Source organism: Pseudomonas californiensis (assembly GCF_021147775.1).
Taxonomy (GTDB): domain Bacteria; phylum Pseudomonadota; class Gammaproteobacteria; order Pseudomonadales; family Pseudomonadaceae; genus Aquipseudomonas; species Aquipseudomonas californiensis.
Genome location: NZ_JAGTPK010000022.1, coordinates 60,682 through 82,745, shown reverse-complemented (window position 1 = coordinate 82,745; position 22,064 = coordinate 60,682). Strand labels below are relative to the sequence as shown.

17 protein-coding genes and 1 pseudogene are annotated in these 22,064 nt (G+C 58.1%); 9 read left to right on the top strand and 9 right to left on the bottom strand.

What is annotated here, in order from left to right:
- Positions 1-517 precede the first annotated feature (517 nt).
- On the top strand, positions 518-988 hold the full coding sequence (locus KDX37_RS20070; protein ID WP_231654451.1) for a hypothetical protein: 471 nt from the start codon (positions 518-520) through the stop codon (positions 986-988).
- Positions 989-1,032: 44 nt separating this feature from the next.
- On the opposite strand, the gene KDX37_RS20065 is transcribed toward KDX37_RS20070, so the two are convergent.
- Complete coding sequence (locus tag KDX37_RS20065; protein ID WP_231654450.1) at positions 1,033-1,632, bottom strand: FMN-dependent NADH-azoreductase; 600 nt, start codon at positions 1,630-1,632, stop codon at positions 1,033-1,035.
- A gap of 173 nt (positions 1,633-1,805) precedes the next feature.
- Positions 1,806-2,120: a 3-phosphoglycerate kinase gene (locus KDX37_RS20060; RefSeq protein WP_231654449.1), complete on the bottom strand. Its 315-nt coding sequence runs from the start codon at positions 2,118-2,120 to the stop codon at positions 1,806-1,808.
- 67 nt (positions 2,121-2,187) lie between these two features.
- Between KDX37_RS20060 and KDX37_RS20055 the strand changes: the two genes are divergently transcribed.
- The 4 genes from KDX37_RS20055 to KDX37_RS20040 all read left to right on the top strand — a co-directional run bounded on the left by KDX37_RS20055 (position 2,188) and on the right by KDX37_RS20040 (position 6,522).
- Complete coding sequence (locus KDX37_RS20055; RefSeq protein ID WP_231654448.1) at positions 2,188-3,111, top strand: LysR family transcriptional regulator; 924 nt, start codon at positions 2,188-2,190, stop codon at positions 3,109-3,111.
- A gap of 14 nt (positions 3,112-3,125) precedes the next feature.
- Positions 3,126-3,914 carry an alpha/beta fold hydrolase gene (locus KDX37_RS20050; protein WP_231654447.1) on the top strand — a complete coding sequence of 263 codons (789 nt, stop codon included), beginning with the start codon at positions 3,126-3,128 and terminating at the stop codon, positions 3,912-3,914.
- 109 nt (positions 3,915-4,023) lie between these two features.
- Positions 4,024-4,587, top strand: a complete 564-nt coding sequence (locus KDX37_RS20045; RefSeq protein ID WP_231654446.1) for a peptidylprolyl isomerase — start codon at positions 4,024-4,026, stop codon at positions 4,585-4,587.
- A 102-nt stretch (positions 4,588-4,689) separates the two neighbouring features.
- Complete coding sequence (locus KDX37_RS20040) at positions 4,690-6,522, top strand: ABC transporter ATP-binding protein (protein ID WP_231654445.1); 1,833 nt, start codon at positions 4,690-4,692, stop codon at positions 6,520-6,522.
- A 264-nt stretch (positions 6,523-6,786) separates the two neighbouring features.
- Here the strand turns inward: KDX37_RS20040 and KDX37_RS20035 are convergent, their stop codons facing one another.
- The 5 genes from KDX37_RS20035 to fadD2 all read right to left on the bottom strand — a co-directional run bounded on the left by KDX37_RS20035 (position 6,787) and on the right by fadD2 (position 17,457).
- Positions 6,787-7,911: a GNAT family N-acetyltransferase gene (locus KDX37_RS20035; RefSeq protein WP_231654444.1), complete on the bottom strand. Its 1,125-nt coding sequence runs from the start codon at positions 7,909-7,911 to the stop codon at positions 6,787-6,789.
- Between the two features lie 241 nt (positions 7,912-8,152).
- Positions 8,153-9,274: a beta-ketoacyl-ACP synthase III gene (locus KDX37_RS20030; protein WP_231654443.1), complete on the bottom strand. Its 1,122-nt coding sequence runs from the start codon at positions 9,272-9,274 to the stop codon at positions 8,153-8,155.
- Positions 9,275-9,557: 283 nt separating this feature from the next.
- Positions 9,558-13,469, bottom strand: a complete 3,912-nt coding sequence (hrpA, locus tag KDX37_RS20025; protein WP_231654442.1) for an ATP-dependent RNA helicase HrpA — start codon at positions 13,467-13,469, stop codon at positions 9,558-9,560.
- Between the two features lie 257 nt (positions 13,470-13,726).
- Positions 13,727-15,418, bottom strand: a complete 1,692-nt coding sequence (gene fadD1, locus KDX37_RS20020; RefSeq protein ID WP_231654441.1) for a long-chain-fatty-acid--CoA ligase FadD1 — start codon at positions 15,416-15,418, stop codon at positions 13,727-13,729.
- A 356-nt stretch (positions 15,419-15,774) separates the two neighbouring features.
- Complete coding sequence (fadD2, locus tag KDX37_RS20015) at positions 15,775-17,457, bottom strand: long-chain-fatty-acid--CoA ligase FadD2 (protein WP_231654440.1); 1,683 nt, start codon at positions 17,455-17,457, stop codon at positions 15,775-15,777.
- 207 nt (positions 17,458-17,664) lie between these two features.
- Between fadD2 and KDX37_RS20010 the strand changes: the two genes are divergently transcribed.
- The 4 genes and pseudogenes from KDX37_RS20010 to KDX37_RS20000 all read left to right on the top strand — a co-directional run.
- A complete protein-coding gene (locus KDX37_RS20010) occupies positions 17,665-18,609 on the top strand; it encodes an alpha/beta hydrolase (protein ID WP_231654439.1) in 945 nt (314 codons plus the stop codon).
- A gap of 39 nt (positions 18,610-18,648) precedes the next feature.
- Complete coding sequence (locus tag KDX37_RS20005) at positions 18,649-19,122, top strand: MaoC family dehydratase (protein ID WP_231654438.1); 474 nt, start codon at positions 18,649-18,651, stop codon at positions 19,120-19,122.
- Positions 19,123-19,215: 93 nt separating this feature from the next.
- A complete protein-coding gene (locus KDX37_RS29820; protein ID WP_406642919.1) occupies positions 19,216-19,443 on the top strand; it encodes a hypothetical protein in 228 nt (75 codons plus the stop codon).
- Between the two features lie 103 nt (positions 19,444-19,546).
- Positions 19,547-20,943 (top strand): annotated as a pseudogene (locus KDX37_RS20000) (pectate lyase family protein); the annotation flags it as partial.
- A gap of 268 nt (positions 20,944-21,211) precedes the next feature.
- On the opposite strand, the gene KDX37_RS19995 reads toward KDX37_RS20000, so the two are convergent.
- Both KDX37_RS19995 and KDX37_RS19990 read right to left on the bottom strand, forming a co-directional pair.
- Positions 21,212-21,370 carry a hypothetical protein gene (locus KDX37_RS19995; protein WP_231654437.1) on the bottom strand — a complete coding sequence of 53 codons (159 nt, stop codon included), beginning with the start codon at positions 21,368-21,370 and terminating at the stop codon, positions 21,212-21,214.
- Positions 21,371-21,512: 142 nt separating this feature from the next.
- Positions 21,513-21,860: an aspartate-semialdehyde dehydrogenase gene (locus tag KDX37_RS19990; protein WP_231654436.1), complete on the bottom strand. Its 348-nt coding sequence runs from the start codon at positions 21,858-21,860 to the stop codon at positions 21,513-21,515.
- Between the last annotated feature and the right edge of the window lie 204 nt (positions 21,861-22,064).

Sequence of the window (22,064 nt, the reverse complement as noted above, 5' to 3'; positions counted from 1 at the left end):
TCCGTCGATGGATTTTCGAAAGTCCACAGGTTTGGGGTAGAGGTACACTTTTTCGACTTTGGCGTCGGGTCGCATCATGATCGATGGGCTCCTGAGAGAGCGGTTACAAAATAACGAAACCAAACAAAAAACCAATGCACCAGGCATTGAATCGACTAACGTTAAATTCAGCTTATAACTTTATGTTTCCAATAGATTTTTTGTTAAACGCACCGAAATCCATACCAAAAAGATGGAGACGCCTACTCTCGCAACCTCATATTTAAAAAAGATATTGATTCAGAATATGACCATGGAAGTCCAGATGGACAAAACGCTGGAAAAAACTACTTACAGTGGGCCTGCAATGCCCGGAAAAGCCCCGTATATACCGTTCATATCAATAATTCATAGCGCCCGCCGTATCACGCAGAGCGCCTCTCTTACATCAAATCAGGCTCATAACCTTTCGTCGCTTCAAGGGCACTGTGCTTTAACGAGAGGGACCAACGATAAGTAATCACAAAGGAGTTACATCATGAAATTGATTCGACCTCATCAACTGGCACTTACGCTGTGCCTCGGTATCGTCACTCCACTCAGCTTTGCAGCAAGCGCCACTGACAGCGCTTCCTCGCTGCCGCCTGGAACCCAGGGCAGCGGCACCTCAGTGCCACCGGGCAACACCCAGAATCATGGCGCTCACTCGACTAACCCGAGCACCAACACGGGCGGTACTACCAACAGCGACCGACCTAACGGGTCAGGCATGGGCACTGGCACGGGTACCAACGGTAGCGCGACGGACAACGCAACCGGCGCAGGCAGTGCAGGCCCAGGTGGCGCCAGCGGCGCGGGCGGCGCGAATGGCAGTGGTTCAGGCGGTGGAGCTGACGGCGGCGCAGGCAGTGCCGGTGGCGGCACTGGCGGCGGTGCAGGTAGCGGGGCTGGCGGTGGTGGCGCAGGAGGTGCTGGCAGCGGCGGCGGTGGTGCAGGCGGCGGCAGTTGATCCATTACTGATCGCCACCTCCGACAAGGCATCCGGATGAATCGTCAAGCCAACTGAGCCAACCTGGCTAGGGCCTGATTCAGGCCCTTCTCCACGAAGTCGCCGCCCATGTTAAGGCCTTCGGCGTGGATGAAGTTGACGTCATGGATGCCAATAAAACCCAGTACCTGACGTACGTAGGGTTCCTGGTGATCAAGGCTGCTACCGGTATAGATGCCTCCACGTGCAGTAAGCACGAAGGCACGCTTACCGGTCAGCAGACCTTGAGGACCCGTCTCGGTGTATTTGAACGTCACGCCGGCCCGCAGCACATGGTCGAACCAGGCCTTCAACGTGCTGGGAATAGCAAAGTTATACATCGGTGCAGCCAATACCAGTACGTCCGCAGCGGTCAGTTCGTCGGTCAGCAGATTGGATCGTTCAAGGGCTGTTTGCTCCCCTTCCGAGCGTTGTTCAGCAGGTTTCATCCAGCCACCCAGCAACGTGTCGTCCAGATGCGGCACAGGGTTCTTCGCCAAGTCCCGTACGGTGATCTCGTCGCCCGGGTTCGCTGCTCTCCACTGGCTGATGAACTGTCGGGTCAACTGACGTGAAACCGAATCCGTCTGACGGGCGCTGCTCTCGATAATCAGAACACGGGACATGCTGGTTCTCCATTGAGTGAAGGAACTGGATCAATGGAACCGAGGTTAAACGTGACCTTATCGATGAAAAAGCGCAAAAACCTGCTTCGAACCATCTAATAAATTGTCTTATATTGCTTGGCGCTCTACCCTCAGGTGGTGCATGAGACGAGCGCTGACGCTCGCCAAAAGCGTCACGCAGGTTCGCAACTGAGCTTGATGCGCAGTTTGATGATGCTGCGATTGAATTTGGCAGACACGTCCATGCTTTTACCTGCAGCCACCTGCACCCTGCGGGTCCGCGGCGCCTCGGGGCCGTTGGCAAATACCACCGCGCACCTGGCGTCCACATCGCCGAAATTGCTCACCGTGATGGCGCCCGTGTCGTAGAAAAGATCACGGGTAACGTAGTCGATCTTGACACCCTGATACTGCTTTTCAACTTCAATAGGGTAGGCAAAGGCCGTCACGGGCAGCAGGGCCAGCAACACACAACACAGTCGGTTCATTCGGCAGTCTCCGGGACGGGGTTGTCAGAGTAGAACAACAGACAGGAAAGAAAAGAGGAATTACAGCATGAAAGCGCCCCGCGTGACCCTTGATCAATGGCGCACGTTACAGGCCGTTGTCGATCACGGTGGCTTTGCCCAGGCCGCCGAGGCCCTTCACCGCTCGCAGTCCTCTGTGAGTTATACCGTTGCCCGCATGCAGGACCAGCTTGGTGTGCCGCTGTTGCGCATCGATGGACGCAAGGCGGTACTGACCGAGGCCGGCGGCGTATTGCTGCGCCGCTCGCGGCAGCTGGTCAAACAGGCCAGCCAACTGGAGGACCTGGCGCACCATATGGAGCAAGGCTGGGAAGCCGAGGTGCGTCTGGTGATCGACGCTGCTTATCCTTCAGCCAGACTGGTCCGCGCATTGACGGCATTCATGCCGCAAAGCCGTGGCTGCAGGGTCCGGCTGCGTGAAGAGGTGTTGTCAGGCGTTGAAGAGGTTCTGCTCGAAGGCGTGGCGGATCTGGCCATCAGCGGTTTCAGCATCCCCGGCTATCTGGGCACGGAAATGAGCGCTGTCGAGTTTATCGCCGTCGCTCACCCCGAACATGCGCTGCACCTGGCCAACCGCGAGCTGAATTTTCAGGACCTCGAAAGCCAACTGCAGGTGGTGATCCGTGATTCGGGCAGACAACAGCCGCGTGATGTGGGCTGGCTGGGCGCAGAACAACGCTGGACCGTCGGTAGCCTCGGCACCGCTGCGACCTTTGTCAGCAGTGGGCTGGGCTTTGCCTGGCTGCCTCGGCACATGATCGAACGTGAGCTCAAGGAAGGCGTGCTCAAGATATTGCCCCTGGACAAGGGACGCAGTCGCAACCCATCGTTTTATCTTTATTCCAGCAAGGACAAGCCACTGGGGCCGGCCACGCAGATTCTGATCGACCTGATCCGCACCTTCGACACCGCACCGTTGACGGCCGCCTTCGCAGCACCTCAACAAGCCTGACAAGGAATAGGCACATGGCGTTCTTCGAGCATGACGATTGTTCACTGCACTACGAAGAGTATGGTCAGGGCGAACCGGTCCTGCTGCTGCACGGGCTGGGTTCCAGCTGTCAGGACTGGGAATATCAAATCCCCGCGCTGGCCAGACACTACCGCGTCATCGCCATGGACATGCGCGGCCACGGCCGTTCAGACAAGCCGCCCAGGCCTTACAGCATTAAAGGCATGAGCGCCGATGTGGAGGCCCTGATCGAGCACCTGCGCCTCGGCCCCGTGCATGTGGTCGGGCTTTCGATGGGAGGCATGATCGGCTTTCAACTGGCGGTCGATCAGCCCAACCTGCTCAAAAGTCTGTGCATCGTCAACAGCGCCCCACAGGTCAAAGTCAGAAGCCCGGGCGACGTCTGGCAATGGGCCAGACGATGGACATTGTCGCGGCTGGTCAGCATGGAAACCTTGGGCAAGGCATTGGGCAAGCTGCTGTTTCCCAGACCGGAGCAGGCTGACCTGCGACGCAAGATGGCCGAGCGCTGGGGCAGAAACGACAAGCGCGCCTATCTGGCCAGCTTCGACGCCATTGTGGGCTGGGGCGTGGAGGATCGGCTGGGGCGAATCAGTTGCCCGACCTTGATCATCGCCGCAGACCATGATTACACCCCGGTTTCACTCAAGCAGGCCTACGTCAGGCAGATTGCCAAGGGTCGACTGGTGGTGATCGAGAACTCCAGACACGCTACCCCGCTGGACCAGCCAGATCGATTCAACGCCACGCTGCTGGAATTCATGGCAGACGTCGGGGTCTGAAAAGTCCGCGCAGACCGTTCTCACACAGCCGATCCCGCTGGGCAAAAAAACTCAAACGTGGTTACCTTGCCAGCCACAGTCGATACCACCACAAGGAGTCTGTTGTCCCATGTTGAAAAAAATTGCTCTCGCCGCCTGCTCCGTGCTGTTCGCAGCCAACCTGATGGCGGCTCCAGACAAGGCCACTCACGTGGTGCTCAACACCAGTTTCGGCGAGATTGAAATCGAGCTCGCGGACGCCAAGGCGCCGATCAGCACCCAGAACTTTCTGGGCTACGTCGACAGCGGCTTCTACACAAACACCATCTTTCACCGCGTGATCCCGGGCTTCATGGTCCAGGGCGGTGGGTTTACCGCGCAGATGGTACAGAAGCCGACCAAAGACCCGATCAAGAACGAAGCCCAGAACGGCCTTCATAACGTGCGCGGCACCATCGCCATGGCGCGGACCTCGGATGTCAATTCGGCCACCAGCCAGTTCTTCATCAACACCAACGACAACGCCATGCTCGACAACGGCACTCGTGACTACGGTTACGCGGTGTTCGGCAAGGTCGTCAAAGGCATGGACGTGGTCGACCGGATCGTCAACGTGCAGACCGGCAATCAGAAAGGCATGCAGAACGTGCCAACCGACCCGATCCTGATCAAATCCGCCAAGCGCGTCGACTGACAGGCAATCTGTACCGCATGGAGCCCTTGAGCTTCATGCGGTCAGCACGGGAGCGCCACAACTTATCGAGGGAGAGCCCACCTGGTGTGGGTCTGATAGCCAATGCTTTATCGTCGTTTTGAAAAGCTGATCGACATCTTCAAAGACGCTCCTACCGCTGCCCCGCCCAGTACCGTCCTAGCGTTCTACCTCTACTATCTGCGTCAGGTCTGGCCAACTTTCCTGGCGCTACTGGTCGTGGGACTGATCGCCGCACTTATCGAAGTAGCGCTGTTCAGTTACCTGAGCCGCATTATCGATTTGGCACAAACCACACCTGCCAAAGACTTTTTCAGCGTGCATGCCGGCGAACTGACCTGGATGGTGGTGGTGGCCCTGCTGCTGCGCCCGATCTTCGTAGGCCTGCACGACCTGCTGGTGCATCAGACCATCAGCCCCGGCATGACCAACCTGATCCGCTGGCAAAATCACAGCTACGTGCTCAAGCAGAGCATCAACTTTTTCCAGAACGACTTCGCTGGCCGCATTGCGCAGCGCATCATGCAGACTGGCAACTCGCTGCGTGATTCTGCCGTTCAGTCGGTAGACGCGTTGTGGCATGTGCTGATCTACGCCATCAGCGCCATGGTGCTGTTTGCCGAGGCCGACTGGCGGTTGATGATCCCGCTGGGCAGTTGGATCTTGGCCTACATTTTCTCCTTGATGTACTTCGTGCCGCGGGTCAAGGAGCGCTCGGTCAATTCGTCCGACGCCCGCTCGAAACTCATGGGCCGGATTGTGGATGGTTACACCAACATCACCACGCTCAAGCTGTTCGCGCACACCAACTTTGAACAACAGTACGCCCGCGAAGCCATGCGTGATCACACCGAGAAAACCCAGCTGGCTGGCCGGGTCGTGACCTCGATGGACACGGTGATCACCTCCATGAACGGGGTGTTGATCGTCACCACGACAGGCCTCGCCCTGTGGCTGTGGACCGAGTCGCTGATCTCGGTGGGCGCCATCGCGCTGGCGACCGGTCTGGTGATCCGCATCGTCAACATGTCCGGCTGGATCATGTGGGTGGTCAACGGCATCTTCGAAAACATCGGCACTGTGCAGGACGGCTTGCAAAGCATTTCGCAGCCAGTCACGGTCAACGACCAACCCGACGCGGTCGCCCTGAAGATAGACAAGGGCGGTGTGAAGTTCGACGGCGTCGATTTTCATTACGGCAATGGCAACGGCATCATTCACAACCTCAACCTGGACATCAAACCCGGCGAGAAGATTGGTCTGATCGGTCCGTCCGGCGCGGGCAAATCGACACTGGTCAACCTGCTGTTGCGCATGTACGACGTGCAGGGCGGCCGAATCATGATCGATGAGCAGGACGTGTCGCAGGTGACGCAGGAAAGCCTGCGGGCGCAGATCGGCATGATCACCCAGGACACCTCGCTGCTGCACCGTTCGATTCGCGACAACCTGCTGTATGGCAACCCCGGCGCTACTGACGAACAACTTTGGGAGGCCACGCGCAAGGCGCGTGCGGACGAGTTCATTCCGCTGCTGTCGGACGCTGAAGGCCGCACCGGCTTCGATGCCCATGTCGGCGAGCGCGGCGTAAAGCTGTCCGGCGGTCAACGCCAGCGCATCGCGATCACCCGCGTGCTGCTCAAGGACGCACCGATCCTGATCATGGACGAAGCCACTTCAGCGCTGGACTCTGAGGTTGAAGCGGCGATTCAGGAAAGCCTGGAAACGCTGATGCAAGGCAAGACGGTTATCGCCATCGCTCACCGTCTTTCGACCATTGCGCGTATGGACCGGCTGGTCGTGCTGGAAAAAGGTCAGATCGCCGAGACCGGCACCCATGCTGAACTGCTGGCGCATGGTGGTCTGTATGCACGCTTGTGGCAGCATCAGACTGGCGGATTTGTGGGTGTGGATTGATCGTTGATCATAAGAGGTTGACGTGTTCGCGAGCGTTTTGGTCTTGCAGGTTGTGAACTGTGCGCCCACTCAGACAGCTTTCGGGCGTTTTGGACCGAGGATTCGGTGGCCTGTGCGCTCGGCTCAGGTCACCTTTTCGCCCGTAGGCGACCACTTTGATGGGGCCAAAGTGGGCAAAGCCCGTCGCTCGAGTGCCAACCCCAGGGAAGTCGCGATGAACTTGCTTCGTCAGAACAGGAACGATCGGCGCGATGATCAGGCCCGTCACACCTGCCGGTAAGGCAAAGCGGTTTTAGCATCTTCGGCGTAGGCCAGCACCCCAACGCGCTCCTGCTCTAGAAATTCGCTCACGGCGTCCTTCAGGCCAGGATGCATCAGGTAGTGCCAGGAGCGGGTGATGTGAGGCTCGAAACCCCGAATCAGTTTGTGCTCACCCTGAGCACCCGCATCGAAGCGCTGGAAACCCTGCGCAATAGCGTAGTCCATGCCTTGATAGAAACAGGTTTCGAAGTGCAGACGGTCGAACTCGGCCAGACAACCCCAGTAGCGACCATAAAAACTGTCATCTCCGATCAGGCTGAACGCCATGGCGACCGGACGCGACCCTTGCAATGCAATCACCACGCGGATGGATTCAGGCATGCGTTCAGCCAAGAGGCTGAAAAACTCACGCGTGAGGTAAGGCGCCTGACCACGCACTTCGTAGGTATTGGAATAACAGGCGTAGACGAAATCCCACAGGATTTCGGTCATTTGCGAGCCTTCCAGCCACTCGAAACCGATGCCCTGACCCGCCACCTGCTCACGCTCCTTACGCATCTGTTTGCGCTTGCGCGAGCTCAGCGCGTCGAGGAAATCCTGGAAGTCACGGTAGCCTCGGTTGTGCCAGTGAAACTGACAGCCGATGCGCTGCAACCAGCCTGGTTGACCTTCAAGCAGCGCGTCGGCAGCAGGGTCGGTGAAGTTGACATGAGCGCTCGACAGCCCTTCACTCTGCAGATAAGCAGGCAGTTCGCTCAACAACTCCATGCCGCCCGCAGGCGTCGCGCAGAGGATGCGCGAACCGCCTACAGGGCTGAACGGCACCGCTACGAGCAATTTGGGGTAATAGGCGATCCCGGCGCGGCGACAGGCGTCGGCCCACGCATGGTCAAACACATATTCACCGTAGGAGTGCCATTTCCGATAGGCAGGCAACGCCGCCACCAATTGCTCGTTTTCGTAGTGCAGCACATGCTCGGCACGCCATCCGGAGCGCGGTCCGAGGCTGCCGCTGTCTTCCAGCGAGCTCAGGAACGCGTGACGCAAAAACGGCTGCGATCCCGGCACCAGAGCGTCCCATTGGGCAGGAGCAACGTGACTGAGGCTGTCGACGATGTGAACGGGCATGTGGATTCCCCGGTGAGTAAACATTGCGCCGAGTATCCATCATTGACGCGCAATGTCCACGGCATTGCAGCCTCGACCGCTCTGCCTCAAGCGCTTGCGCCTCATGCCCGTTGACTGCAGAACGATTGATGACCTTGCGCCACAGTCTGCTGCAAGGCCAGGTACGCCAGGCAAAAAGGAGAGTGACCCTATACGACAAGGGGCACTCAGCGCGCGCTGATATGCCCCTGCCGGTCAGGAATCAACGCTTGCGCAGGATAACGCTGCCAATCGAATAACCGGCACCGAACGAACTCAATACACCCAGCGCGCCCTTGGGCAGGTCGTCCTGATAGGTGTGGAACGCAATTACCGAGCCTGCCGAACTGGTGTTGGCGTAGGTGTCGAGAATCACCGGTGCTTCTTCAACCGTGGCGTCACGGCCCAGCAGTTTCTTGACGATCAGGTGATTCATGCTCAAGTTGGCCTGATGCAGCCAGAAGCGTCGAACATCGCTGACGTTCAAACCGTTCTCTTCCAGGTGCGCGCCCACCAGTTCGGCCACCATCGGGCAGACCTCGCGAAACACTTTGCGGCCTTCCTGCACGAACAGCTTGTCCGGCGCGCCTTCGCCTTCGTTGGAGGTGCGGTTGAGGAACCCGAAGTTGTTGCGGATGTTGTTCGAAAACCTGGTCAGCAGACGGGTGCTGACGATGTCGAACTGGTAAGGCGATGTAGCGAGATCTGCGCGTTCCACGACGACAGCGGTCGCGCCGTCACCGAAGATGAAATGGCTGTCACGGTCACGGAAATTCAAATGAGCCGTGCAGATTTCCGGGCTGATGACCAGCAGGGCGCGGGCCTGGCCCAGCTTTACGCTGTTGCAGGCAGCCTGAATGCCGAAAGTAGCCGATGAACAGGCCACGTTCATGTCAAAGCCATAGCCTGCAATGCCCAACGCTTCCTGAATCTCGATGGAGATTGCTGGGTACGCACGTTGCAGGTTGGAGCAGGCGACAATCACACCATCAATGTCGGCAGCGGTCTTGCCGGCGCGCTGTAGCGCTTGCTCAGCCGCGGCAACGCCCATCTCGCAGAGGATCGACCATTGATCGTTGCCGCGCTCGGGCAGGTTCGGTTTCATGCGCTGCGGGTCAAGGATACCTTCCTTGTCCATGACGAAGCGGCTTTTGATGCCCGAAGCCTTTTCAATGAACGCAGCGCTGGACTCGTTGAGTGCTTCTACCTCGCCACGTTCGATGGCCGAGGCATTATCGTGGTTGAACTGTGTGACGTAGGCATTGAAAGACTGCACCAGCTCTTCGTTGGAGATGCTGTTGGCCGGTGTGTACAGGCCTGTGCCGCTGATGACGACATTGTGCACGGTCGTTCCTCTCTTATTGAACGTTGCAGGTCATGACCTGCCCAGGCACGGTACGTGGTGAACCAGAAGAAACTGGGACCAACGTACCAATGCATATGTAAAAAGCGGCCCGCAAGGGCAATGCACTGTTCTGCGACATGCTGATGACAGGCGCGAAGTGTGACATATCGCCGGGTTTTGCGGCTATTGGCCCATTAAAACGGGCCAAGCCATTGGGTGGCTGCACCCCAAACGCTCCGGGGCGCACTATCCAGAGCGCTCGGTGCACGACAGGGACGCCGCATCAGGCGTCCACTGCACTCCACTGTTTGCCCAACCGCTTGTCCGATACCGGCATCTTCGTCCCCAACTGCTGGGCGAAGAGCGATACGCGGTACTCCTCCATCCACCATCGGTAGACCGCCAGTTCAGGGTCGCGCTTGCCTTCCTGGGTGTGTTTGTCGGCTCGCGCCTGATACTGCGCCCACAGGCCAGCCAGCTCGATACTCCAGACCCGATCCTTCTGGACCTGACCCGGCAGTTTTTCCAGGCGCATCTCGATGGCCTTGAGATAGCGCGGCAGCTCCTTGAGCCACAGCGCCGGTGTTTCACGCACAAACCCCGGATACACCAGCTTGCCAAGCTGCGACTTGATATCGTTGAGCGCCACGGCCTGAGCCAGATCGATCTTGCCTTTGAAACGCTTCTGCAAGCCGTGCCACAGCTTGAGGATGTCCAGGGTCAGTCTGGCCAGACGCTCGGCATGCTCGGTCCATTCGGCACGCTTGCGTTCGGCCAGTGACAACAGACCGGCACCATCACGCGGCAATTGGTCTTCGCCTTCCAGCACACAACTGTCCAGACTGGCCAACAGAATGTCTTCGATCAACGCATCAACTCGACCCAGCTCGCGATACAGCAAGGCCAACTCGGTCTGCCCTGGCAGTTTGCTGCGCAGGAACTTCGCTGGCTCGGCCAATTGCTGCAACAGCAAGCGCTGCAAGGCGCGGCGATGCTGATACTCGGCCTCGGCCTGCGTCGAGAAGCGGCCTTCCTTGACCGCACCGCCCTCTTCGACCAGCGCCGGATAGACCGTCATCGACAGCCCGGCAATGTTCTGCTGAGTCTTTTGCGCCACGGGGGCAAATACCTTGGCCTCTACCGGCTGCTGGCTTTTGGCGGTTTGCGGCACGGCCAGTGCGGCCTGGCTGGCTTCGGCAAAACGAGCCGTCAACTCAGCCAGGTCACGCCCTTCGCCGAGGAACTTGCCGCTGCCGTCGACAATTTCGAGGTTCATCTTCAAGTGGCTTTCAAGCTGCTGAGCGGCTTCCGCCCAGGCTTCGTCGCTCACCCGCGCGCCGGTCATGCGCAGCAGTTCGCGCCCGAGCGCCAAGGGTAACGAGCCCTCGCCAAATGTGATGCGCTGCAATGCAGCCTTGATGAAGTCCGGCACCGGCACGAAGTTCTTGCGCACTGCCTTGGGCAAGTTGCGAACCAGCGCAATGCATTTGCTCTCGATCAAACCCGGCACCAGCCACTCCAGGCGCTCAGCGGGCAACGACAGCAGCAAAGGCGCTGGCACCCGCAAGGTGACACCATCGCGTGGGTGGTTGGGCTCGAAATGATAGGTCAACGATAGGCTCAGATCGCCCAGGCGCAAGGTGTCCGGGTAATACGCGGCCGTTACTTCGCTGGCTTCACGCGCCAGCACGTCCTCTTCGCGCATGATCAACAGCTGCGGGTTTTTCTGGCTTTCAGTCTTGTACCAGCTGTCGAAGGTTGCGGTCTGGTGAATCTCCGCCGGGATTCGCGCTTCGTAAAAACTGTACAGCGTGTCCTCGTCGGCCAGAATGTCGCGCCGGCGCGCCTTGGCTTCCAGCTCGTCGAGTTGTTCCAGCAGACGCGTATTGGCGCTCAGGCATTTGGCACGCGAAAGAATCTCGCCGCGCACCAGGCCTTCGCGGATGAACAGTTCGCGCGAAACCGCCGGATCGATCGGACCGTAATGCACCGGTCGACGACCGACCACGATCAGGCCGAACAGCGTGATCTGCTCGAATGCCACGACCTGGCCGCGCTTCTTCTCCCAGTGCGGCTCGAAATGGTTTTTCTTGATCAGGTGCCCGGCCAATGGTTCGATCCAGTCGGAATCGATCTTGGCCACCATCCGCGCGTAAAGCTTGGTGGTTTCAACCAGTTCGGCGGTCATCAACCATTGTGGACGCTTCTTGCCCAGCCCGGAGGACGGGTGAATCCAGAAGCGCCGCTGGCGCGCGCCAAGGTAATCGCCTTCGTCAGCCTTCTGGCCGATCTGGCTCAACAGGCCCGACAGGATCGCCTTGTGGAATTTAGGATAATCGGCCGGCTCTTTGTTGACGGTGAGTTGCAGGTCGCGACAGATCAGGCTCAGTTGTCGATGAGAGTCGCGCCATTCACGCAAACGCAGGTAATTCAGAAAGTTGCGTCGACACCAATTGCGCAACGGGCTCGCGGTCAATGCCTGACGCTGCTCTTCGAAACCCCGCCACAGATTGACCAGACCGGCAAAGTCCGAATCCGCGTCCTTCCACTGTGCATGCGCCTGATCGGCGGCCTGTTGGCGCTCTGGCGGACGCTCGCGCACGTCCTGTACGGACATGGCGCTGGCCACAATCAGAACTTCCTGCAGGCTGCCCTGTTTGGCCGCTTCCAGCAACATGCGCCCCATGCGCGGGTCCACCGGCAAGCGCGCCAACTGGCGGCCCAGCGGCGTCAGCTGATTTTCGCGATTGACTGCCGACAGCTCCTGCAACAGGTTGAAACCGTCACTGATCGCCTTGCCATCCGGAGGCTCGATGAACGGGAAATCGGTAATCTCGCCCAGGCGCAGATGCAGCATCTGCAAGATCACGGCGGCCAGGTTGGTGCGCAGGATTTCGGGATCGGTGAATTCAGGCCGACCGTTGAAATCCTCTTCGCTGTACAGACGAACACACAGGCCCGGCTCGACACGGCCGCAGCGACCTTTACGCTGGTTGGCGCTGGCCTGGGAAACGGCTTCGATGGGCAGACGCTGGACCTTGGCGCGATAGCTGTAACGACTGATGCGCGCTGTACCGGTATCGATCACATAACGAATGCCTGGCACGGTCAGCGACGTTTCGGCCACGTTGGTCGCCAGCACCACTCGCCGGCCAGGGTGCGACTGAAAGATGCGCTGCTGTTCGGCAGGCGAAAGGCGCGCGTACAGCGGCAGAATTTCGGTGTGCTTGAGCTGCGCCTTGCGCAGGACTTCCGCAGCGTCACGAATCTCGCGCTCGCCGGGCAGAAACACCAGCACGTCGCCAGGGCTCTTGCGCTCGCTGCGCTCGAACGCCGCCAACTCGTCCAGCGTCGCCAGAATCGCCTGGTCAACGGTCAGGTCGTCCTCGACGCTGTTGCCCTCCTCATCCTGCTCGCTGGTCAGCGGGCGGTACCAGGTGTCCACCGGGAACGTGCGGCCCGAAACCTCGATGACGGGCGCATCGTTGAAGTGCTCGGAAAAGCGCTGCAGGTCGATGGTGGCCGACGTGATGATGACTTTCAGGTCTGGACGACGCGGCAACAGCGTTTTCAGGTAGCCAAGCAGAAAGTCGATGTTCAGGCTGCGTTCGTGCGCCTCGTCGACGATGATCGTGTCATAGCGCTCAAGGAAGCGGTCGTGCTGGGTTTCCGCCAACAGGATACCGTCGGTCATCAGCTTGATGAGGGTGTTGCTGTCGCTCTGGTCTTCAAAGCGCACCTGATAACCGACCAGCGCGCCCAACGGAGTGGCCAGTTCGTCAGCAACCCGGCTGGCCACGCTGCGTGCGGCAATCCGACGAGGCTGGGTATGACCGATCAGGCCATGCTGTCCGCGTCCGATTTCCAGGCAGATTTTCGGTAACTGGGTGGTTTTGCCCGAGCCGGTCTCGCCCGCGATGATCAGCACCTGATGCTTGAGCAACGCCTCTTTGATTTCCTCACGCTTGGCGGCGATCGGCAAATTATCGTCGTAACGAATCGACGGCACGCTCTCACGTCGCGCGGTCACTTGCGCGCATGACGCCTGAACCCGTGTCACCCACTGTGCAAGCTTCGCCTCATCCGGCTTTTTGCGCAGCTCATGCAACTGACGGCGCAGACGATGGCGGTCGCCTATCATCGCTTGGTCGAGGTTTTTCAGGAGTTGGTCGATAGAGGGCGATTCGTCGGTCATCGGGTGCGCAAAGTCTTTATTTCAAATGGCAGGCGCGGATTGTCGCAGATTGCTCAGGACAGGACGACTGACTTCATGGAACGAGTGAGTTCAAGAGGTGTTTGAGAAGCCGAAGATCGATTGAGCTCAGTGAACCCTTCGTCAGAAAACAGAACGCCGCCCGGCTGACTCCCGCACCTTGAAGGGGAAGTGAGCCGGGCGGCGTCCCGTATGCTCGTGAAGCTGACTGGCGCCAGAGTTCTAGAAGATGTACCGGATCACTTCTTCACACCCAGTTTTTTCAGCTCTTCGTCACGCAATTCACGGCGCAGGATCTTGCCGACGTTGGTGGTCGGCAAGGTCTCGCGGAACTCGACGCTGCGCGGGACCTTGTAGCCTGTCAGGTTGGCGCGCATGTGGTCCATGACTTGATCCTTGGTCAACGTGACGCCGGGTTTGGCCACCACGAAAACCTTGATTGCTTCGCCCGACTTTTCGTCTGGTATGCCGATGGCAGCGCACTGCAGCACGCCCGGCAGGGTCGCCAGGACGTCTTCGAGTTCGTTGGGGTATACATTGAAACCTGAGATCAGAATCATGTCTTTCTTGCGATCGACGATACGCATATAGCCGTCGGGCTGAATGATCGCAATGTCACCAGTCTTCAGCCAGCCATCGGCATCGAGTATCTCGTCGGTGGCATCCTGGCGCTGCCAGTAGCCTTTCATGACCTGCGGCCCCTTGATGCACAACTCGCCGACTTCGCCGAATGCCAGTTCGTTGCCAGCATCGTCGATGACTTTGCACAAGGTCGAGGGCACAGGAATACCGATGGTGCCCATCTGGATTTTCTGGGCCGGGTTGACCGTCGCCACAGGGCTGGTTTCGGTCATGCCGTAACCTTCGCAGATCTCACAACCGGTGACCTGTTTCCAGCGTTCGGCAGCCGTTTGCTGCAACGCCATGCCGCCTGACAGCGTGACCTTGAGGGCAGAGAAATCAAGATTGCGGAAGCTTTCATTATTGCACAGCGCAACGAACAGCGTGTTGAGGCCAACGAAACCGTTGAACTTCCACTTCGACAGTTCCTTGACCATTGCCGGCAGATCACGCGGGTTGCTGATCAGAACGTTATGGTTGCCGATCAGCATCATGGCCATGCAGTGAAAGGTGAACGCATAGATGTGATAAAGCGGCAAAGGCGTGATGAGAATTTCACAACCTTCATTGAGGTTGGATGCCATCAGCGCCTTGCATTGCAGCATGTTGGCAATCAGATTGCGGTGCGTCAGCATCGCGCCCTTGGCCACGCCGGTGGTACCGCCGGTGTACTGAAGCACCGCCACATCGCCGCTGTGGGGCGACACGTCGGCAACAGCCTGGCCGCGGCCTTTGCTGATCACGTCGTTGAATCGGGTCGCCTTCGGCAAGTGATAGGCCGGGACCATCTTTTTCACGTACTTGATAACACTGTTGATCAGCAGCCGCTTGAGTGGCGGCAGCATGTCGCCCACTTCTGTGACGATGACATGCTTGACCTGGGTCTTGGGCACGACCTTCTCGGCCAGATGCGCCATGTTCGCCAGGCACACCAGCGCCTTGGCGCCGGAGTCATTGAATTGGTGTTCCATTTCCCGCGCGGTGTACAGCGGGTTGGTGTTGACCACGATCAAGCCGGCACGGATGGCTCCGAACACAGCGACCGGGTACTGCAACACGTTAGGCAACTGCACGGCGATGCGGTCGCCCGGTTGCAGATCGGTGTGCTGCTGGATCCAGGCGGCAAACGCGCCGGACAGCTCATACAGCTCACCGTAAGTGAGGGTCTTGCCCAAATTGGAAAAGGCAGGTTTGTCGGCGAAACGCTGGCAGGACTGTTTCAGGACCGCCTGGACGTTGGGATACTCATCAGGATTGATATCCGTTGGAATACCGGACGGGTATTTATCCTTCCAGAAGTTTTCAATCATTCAGCCGGCTCCATAGCGATAGCGAATTCTTCACATCGCTGTAGGCGATGATTTTCTTGTGTTTTGGAATTATGCAGTAGACGCTTTTTCGCTTCATGACTGGTCAAAAAGCGGGCCGAGATTAGCAGCTTTGCCAATGGCCGACTAGGGGCAAAGATGGGCTATCCGGTCACTTAAATGACCAGCAGGCATGATCCGGTCACGAACGACTTCATAGAACGTCGACGCCCGGACTCGCTGAAAGCACCGGGACAGAAGGCTTATCGAAGTCGCCTGGCACTTTCCCCCACTGACCGGCGCGACTTGCAGGGGCCTGCAAGTCGCCAAACAGATATCAAACAGGACATTTCCTACGATCAGGCGATGTCCCTTAGCTCCCTGCGAAGAATCTTGCCGACTGGCGTCATGGGCAGCGACTCACGCAGCACAATGTGTCGAGGAACCTTGTAGGCGGTAAAGTTCTCTTTGCAGAACGCCTTGAGTTCCTCGACCGTAACCCCCGGCTCCCGGGCGACGACAAACAGCTTCACCGCCTCGCCAGAACGCTCGTCCGGCACGCCGATACAGGCGCAGCTGGCCACTTTCGGGTGGGACATCACGACGTCTTCGATCTCGTTGGGATAGACATTGAAGCCGGAAACGATGATCAGGTCTTTCTTGCGATCCACAATGCTGACGAAGCCGTCGGCGCCGATCACTGCAATGTCACCTGTCTTGAACCAGCCCTCTGCGTCCAGTGCTTCGGCCGTGGCGTCAGGGCGGTTCCAGTAGCCTTTCATCACTTGCGGCCCTTTGATGCACAACTCGCCACGCTCGCCGAAAGGCTGCTCGACGCCGTCATCATTAATGACCTTCATGCCAGTACCCGGCACCGGGATACCGACTGTACCCAACCGCGCCAGGTTGCCATACGGGTTGGCGCTGGCGACCGGTGAGGTTTCGGTAAGGCCGTAGCCCTCGACGATTGTGCAACCGGTGATCTGCGCCCAGCGCTCGGCAGTGGCCTTGACCAGTGCAGTGCCACCCGAATTGGTGCTTTTGAGCGCAGAGAAGTCAAGATTCTTGAACTCCGGGTGGTTCATGAGCGCCACGAACAGGGTGTTGAGCCCGATCATGGCAGTGAACTTCCACTTCCCCAGTTCCTTGATAAAACCGCTTATGTCGCGCGGGTTGGTGATCAGAATATTGTGGTTACCGCTGATCAACATGCACATGCAGTTCGCTGTGAATGCATAGATATGATAAAGCGGCAGAGGCGCGATCATCACCTCCTTGCCCTCTTCAAAACACAGACCGCCTCCAGCGCGCTCCTGACGCATGCAAGCGTAGACTTGCAGCATGTTGGCGACGAGATTGCCGTGGGTCAGCATTGCGCCTTTCGCCAGCCCCGTCGTGCCGCCGGTATATTGCAGCACCGCTACATCGTCCAGCCGTTGCGACACGGGAGTCGGCCGACCGACGTGACGCAATATCTGCTTGAAGCGGATCGCTTGTGGCAGATGGTAGGCGGGTACCATCTTCTTGACCTTGTCGACCACGGTGTTGATCAGCCAGCCTTTGGCCGCCGATTGCATGTCGCCCATCTTCACTTCGATCAGGTGCTCGATCTCCGTATCTGGCAGCACCTCCTGTACCAGCTTGCCGAACATGTTCAGGTAGACCAGAGCCTTGACCCCGGAATCCTTGAACTGGTGACGCATTTCACGGGCGGTGTACAACGGATTGGTGTTGACCACTATCAAACCGGCACGCATCGCGCCGAACACAGCGATCGGGTACTGCAACAGGTTGGGCATCTGCACTGCAATGCGATCACCCGGCATCAGACTAGTGTGTTGCTGAAGGTAACCGGCAAACGCAGCCGAATGGCGCTCCAGCTCGGCATAAGTCAGTGTCACGCCCAGATTGCTGAAGGCAGGCCGGTCCGCAAATTTCTTGCAGCAGCGCTCGAACACCTCGATGACCGAGCCGTAAATGTGCAGGTCTACCTCGGAGGTGACCCCGGCAGGGCGTTTGTCATTCCAGAATTCAGCTTGCATTGTTTTTATCCTCTTCCCTGCATATGCCTGGCCCGCTGCTCAAAGGTCGGGTCTTGCCCGACGGTAGCAGTTAAAGCGAGGAAGGCAAATAATCGGCACAGCGTCATCAGTGCTGTGAATCTCGCCGCCCTTCAGGCTGCAATCAGCGCTGCGCTATACACTGATGGAAATACTCTCCGGGCAACCGCTTCAGATCGGGACATCGCCATGAACCACGAAGCCTTCTGGCTAGACACTCACGACCACTGCCGTTTGTATGTGAATGCCTGGCTACCGGACGTTGCTCCGCGCGCCGTGGTCATGGTGGCTCATGGCATGGCCGAGCACAGCGGCCGCTACGCAAGGCTCGGCGAGGCGTTGAGCGCGGCAGGTATCGCCGTGTATGCACACGACCAGCGCGGGCACGGCAAGACCGCAGCCCAGGGCAGGCTCGGCCATTTTGCCCGGCAGGACGGCTGGAACAAGGTCGTTGATGACCTGGCTGTGCTTGGCCAGTCCATTGCCATGCGTCATCCGGACGCGGCGCTGTTTTTGTTCGGACACAGCATGGGCAGCTACATCGCTCAGGCATACCTGATGCACCACGGCGCCAGCTTGCAAGGCGCGGTTCTCAGCGGCTCGAACTTCCAGCCAGTGGCGCTTTATCGCAGTGCCAGCCTGATCGCCCGTTTCGAGCGGCTGCGCCAGGGCCGTGAAGGTCGCAGCGCACTGATCGACTGGCTGTCGTTCGGCTCGTTCAACAAGGCATTCAAACCCACGCGCACCGCCTTTGACTGGCTCAGCCGCGATCCACAGGAAGTGGACAACTACATTCGTGATCCTTTGTGCGGCTTTCGCTGCACCAACCAGTTCTGGCTGGATCTGCTCGGGGGGCTGCAAAAAATCAGCAAGCGGTCGAACCTGTCGCAGATCGATTCCAGCCTTCCGTTGCTTATTATTGGCGGCGAATGTGATCCGGTGAGCGCTGGCAAGCGTCTGAAAGATCTTGCCGATGCGTTGGCTGAATCTGGTCATCAAGTGTTACAACTTAATGTCTACCCGCAGGCGCGGCACGAACTGTTGAACGAGATCAACCGCGATGAGGTTATCCGCGACCTGCTCGACTGGCTGCAACACGCTCTCGACCAGCCGCGACCACGCCGGGCTGAATGATTCGCCCCGTTTCACTTCTTTTATTGTCAGGACCGCCACATGACCCAAGTCACCAACACGCCGTACGAAGCCCTTGAAGTCGGTCAGACCGCCAGCTACAGCAAAACGGTACACGAGCGTGATATTCAGCTGTTTGCAGCCATGTCCGGAGACCACAACCCGGTCCACCTGGACGCTGAATATGCCGCCAGAACCATGTTCAAGGAGCGTATCGCACACGGGATGTTCAGCGGCGCATTGATCAGCGCTGCGGTCGCCTGCGAGCTGCCTGGGCCGGGCACCATTTATATTGGTCAGCAAATGACGTTCCAGAAGCCTGTGAAACTGGGCGATACCCTGACCGTACGGCTGGAAATTCTCGAAAAGCTGCCCAAGTTCCGCGTGCGTATAGCGACCCGCGTGTTCAATCAAAATGATGAATTGGTAGTGGACGGCGAAGCGGAGATTCTCGCTCCTCGCAAACAACAGACCGTCGACCTGACCGTGTTGCCCGAAATCACTTTCGGCACCTGATACACATCGGCATGCGCATCCCTGACGCGTATGTTCAGGACCGGCTCTGCCTGGCGACCTTCCCGTCGCCAGGGTACAAGTGACGAAAATGCCGTGCGCAGTTTCGTCAACCCTCGTAACTACGCCTCGTCTGCCTTACGGGCCGCGCTTTTCACCATGAACATGCGCGTTCTGGAACTGTTCCCTCACGCCTGCCACTCAAGAGACAAGCAGCATTCTGTCCCGGATCACGACAAGTCCATTCCCGCAGGCGGGGAAATCACCATGAATACGATCAACAGAAACTACTCCCATGTCTGGAGCGTCCCTGCCGAGCAATGATTCGGCATCTGCGGCTCATCAGCCCAGCACGATCAAGGCGAATCATCAAAGCAACGCAATCGACTTCAGCTCGCCACAGCAGTTGGGCCATTTGCGTGCTGGCGTGCAGCATCCTGATACGAACACGTCAGCGGCCAGCCCTCAGGGCGACGACGGCATGATGATCCTGAACAAACTGGTCCAGGCGATTCGTACCATTCTGCAGGAGTTTTTTGCCTTGCTGAAAGGTAGTCAACAAGGCACTGCAAACCCGCCCTCGAACCAAAACCCGGTAGAAAACTCGTCGTCCCCTCCGTCAGCGTCCAGACCGACGACAACTTCGCATTCATCAACGTCTGCCACCGCAAAGCCACAAGCGGAAAAACCGTTTGTGGTGCAGAGCGAACCTGCTTCAAACAAGCCTGTGACGGTGCAAAGAAACACATCTGACGCCGCACCTGACAAGGTAGCCAAACAGCCTCCGACGTCCGAACCAACGACCGCACTCCATACATCAGCAGTCAAAGAACCAGTAACCCCACCGGCGACGCAGCCCAAAGTCGCGAAACCCACAAGCGGTCCCGGCACAAGCCCGGGCGCGGACATGACTGACATGGTCGGCTTCGCCAAATCAGCAAACACCACCGGCGGCAACGGCGGCGAAGTGGTCACCGTGCACACTGTGGATGAGCTTCAGAAAAGTCTGGAGGGTGACAAGGCCCGGACGATTCGCCCGGGCGCTGATCTGTCTGCCGACAGCAAGGTGACGATGAAATTCGGGGCCAACAAAACCCTGGTCGGGACCGAGTCGGGCAATGGCTTGCACAATATTTATCTGGCCAGCGACAAGACCGCAAGCAACGACATCTTTCAGAACCTGAACTTCACCCATGACAGCCGCAACCGGGCAAACGGTGACATGCAGATGTTCATCAGCAGCGGCCAGCGCTACTGGATAGACCACAGTACCTTCACCGGCACCAAGGACCAGAATCCAAAAGGGCTGGATAAGCTGCTCTACGTCGGGGGCACCGCCGACAATGTCAGCCTGACCAACTCGAAATTCCAGAACAACGAATATGGCGTGATCCTCGGCCAACCGGACGATTCTGCCGCCGCCAAGGCTGCTTACAAAGGGTTCCCGAGGATGACCATTGCCAACAATTCATTCAACAACCTTGACGTCAGGGCGCCAGGGCGCCAGGGCTGATGCGTCATGGCAATTTCGATGTCTACAACAACCTGATCGACAACTTCCACCTTGGCTTCACCGCAACAGGCGATGCGACCATCCTGTCGCAGGCCAACTATTTCGAAAAAGGCGTTGATGTAGCCAACAAGCCCAGCAACAGCGGCGTGCTGGATGACTATGGCGATGCGCATTTCAAAGACATCGGCAGCAACGTCAGCTTTATCCAGAAATCGCCGACGACCAGCTGGACGCCTCCCTACCACCGTGACGTGAAAACAGCGACAGAAGCCAAGACCTATGACCTGGCCAACGCAGGCGCAAAGACTTGAATCGAATACTGAACTGAACAAAAAAAGGCGACCGAAGTCACCCCAAGTGCCTTGCGTGCTCATTGGCAGAAGGCAGGCAGTCGATAATGCGCCTGCCTTTTTTCGTCATAGGGTTTGAGCCGGAGACGAAGTTGAACATCGGAACGTCTTCCATTGTGTTCAATGGACTCAGGCTAACCGCAATGGCATGCAGAAAACTTGACCCAGATCAGTAATCCTCGCCAAAACACGGCGGACATCACAGGATCGGGTCAATCGGGACGCCAGATCAGCGTTTTTTCGGCTTTTTCTTGGGCTTTTTAGCGGTGCTCAATGGCATGGCCTGTTCGAAGGCGTTGCGCACTTCGTTGAGTCGTTTGTCGTTCAGGTCATGGACCCGCTTGGCGCGCTCGGCGCCAAGGTCGATCAATTTGTCATCGTCGCTCATGTCTTGCAGCTCTCGAACACTCGGAATCAGCGCCAATAATGCTGAATAGCGTCGGCGAAGGCCAGCAGGGATCACAAGGCAGAAGGAACGTAACCGGAACAGGCACTCAAGGACCGCGGCTCCTCTGAAGGGGTGCTGCGTGTCATATCTGGATATCGACCCAAAGCCCCTGACGCGGCTCGTCATCGATCAACGGCACAACCGGCACCGTGTTGTCGGCATTCAGCGAATCGCCGGGGATGATCAACCCCTGATATTCCTCGCTCTCTTCAAAAGTGCGGGCCTGTTGTTGTTGCTGTTGCTGCTGACGCTGCTGTTCTTCGCGCAGCAACAGGGCGCTGCGCTCGGTGTCTTCGTTGCGCAGATCAATGGACGTCTCACTGGAGCTCTGCTGCACAGGCGCAACGGGCGGAATTTCCGGCATGCGCTTGGCTGGGTCCAACTGCGAGGTCACGGGTACCACACTTAATGGAAGCATCGGTTGCAGCATGGTTTCTCTCCTCTTATCAGGCCTTCGGCCGCAGACTCGTCAACTTGAACCGACCTGTAATAGGTTGTAATAATTTAACCGGTTTTTTTTGACTATATTTAATGGATTTAGTGCCATTTAGCGTGAATTTTGATTTCACGAGGCCGTTGGGAGGTGTTTTTCAACTCGACCTTTGGTCTTCAAGGCGCGTTCCGTTAACATAGT

What these genes read in the sequence shown, in the direction of transcription:
- KDX37_RS20070 (WP_231654451.1), top strand. Translation starts at nt 518, where the DNA reads ATGAAATTGATTCGACCTCATCAACTGGCACTTACGCTGTGCCTCGGT.
- KDX37_RS20065 (WP_231654450.1), bottom strand. Translation starts at nt 1,632, where the DNA reads ATGTCCCGTGTTCTGATTATCGAGAGCAGCGCCCGTCAGACGGATTCG.
- KDX37_RS20060 (WP_231654449.1), bottom strand. Translation starts at nt 2,120, where the DNA reads ATGAACCGACTGTGTTGTGTGTTGCTGGCCCTGCTGCCCGTGACGGCC.
- KDX37_RS20055 (WP_231654448.1), top strand. Translation starts at nt 2,188, where the DNA reads ATGAAAGCGCCCCGCGTGACCCTTGATCAATGGCGCACGTTACAGGCC.
- KDX37_RS20050 (WP_231654447.1), top strand. Translation starts at nt 3,126, where the DNA reads ATGGCGTTCTTCGAGCATGACGATTGTTCACTGCACTACGAAGAGTAT.
- KDX37_RS20045 (WP_231654446.1), top strand. Translation starts at nt 4,024, where the DNA reads ATGTTGAAAAAAATTGCTCTCGCCGCCTGCTCCGTGCTGTTCGCAGCC.
- KDX37_RS20040 (WP_231654445.1), top strand. Translation starts at nt 4,690, where the DNA reads ATGCTTTATCGTCGTTTTGAAAAGCTGATCGACATCTTCAAAGACGCT.
- KDX37_RS20035 (WP_231654444.1), bottom strand. Translation starts at nt 7,911, where the DNA reads ATGCCCGTTCACATCGTCGACAGCCTCAGTCACGTTGCTCCTGCCCAA.
- hrpA (WP_231654442.1), bottom strand. Translation starts at nt 13,469, where the DNA reads ATGACCGACGAATCGCCCTCTATCGACCAACTCCTGAAAAACCTCGAC.
- fadD1 (WP_231654441.1), bottom strand. Translation starts at nt 15,418, where the DNA reads ATGATTGAAAACTTCTGGAAGGATAAATACCCGTCCGGTATTCCAACG.
- fadD2 (WP_231654440.1), bottom strand. Translation starts at nt 17,457, where the DNA reads ATGCAAGCTGAATTCTGGAATGACAAACGCCCTGCCGGGGTCACCTCC.
- KDX37_RS20010 (WP_231654439.1), top strand. Translation starts at nt 17,665, where the DNA reads ATGAACCACGAAGCCTTCTGGCTAGACACTCACGACCACTGCCGTTTG.
- KDX37_RS20005 (WP_231654438.1), top strand. Translation starts at nt 18,649, where the DNA reads ATGACCCAAGTCACCAACACGCCGTACGAAGCCCTTGAAGTCGGTCAG.
- KDX37_RS19995 (WP_231654437.1), bottom strand. Translation starts at nt 21,370, where the DNA reads ATGAGCGACGATGACAAATTGATCGACCTTGGCGCCGAGCGCGCCAAG.
- KDX37_RS19990 (WP_231654436.1), bottom strand. Translation starts at nt 21,860, where the DNA reads ATGCTGCAACCGATGCTTCCATTAAGTGTGGTACCCGTGACCTCGCAG.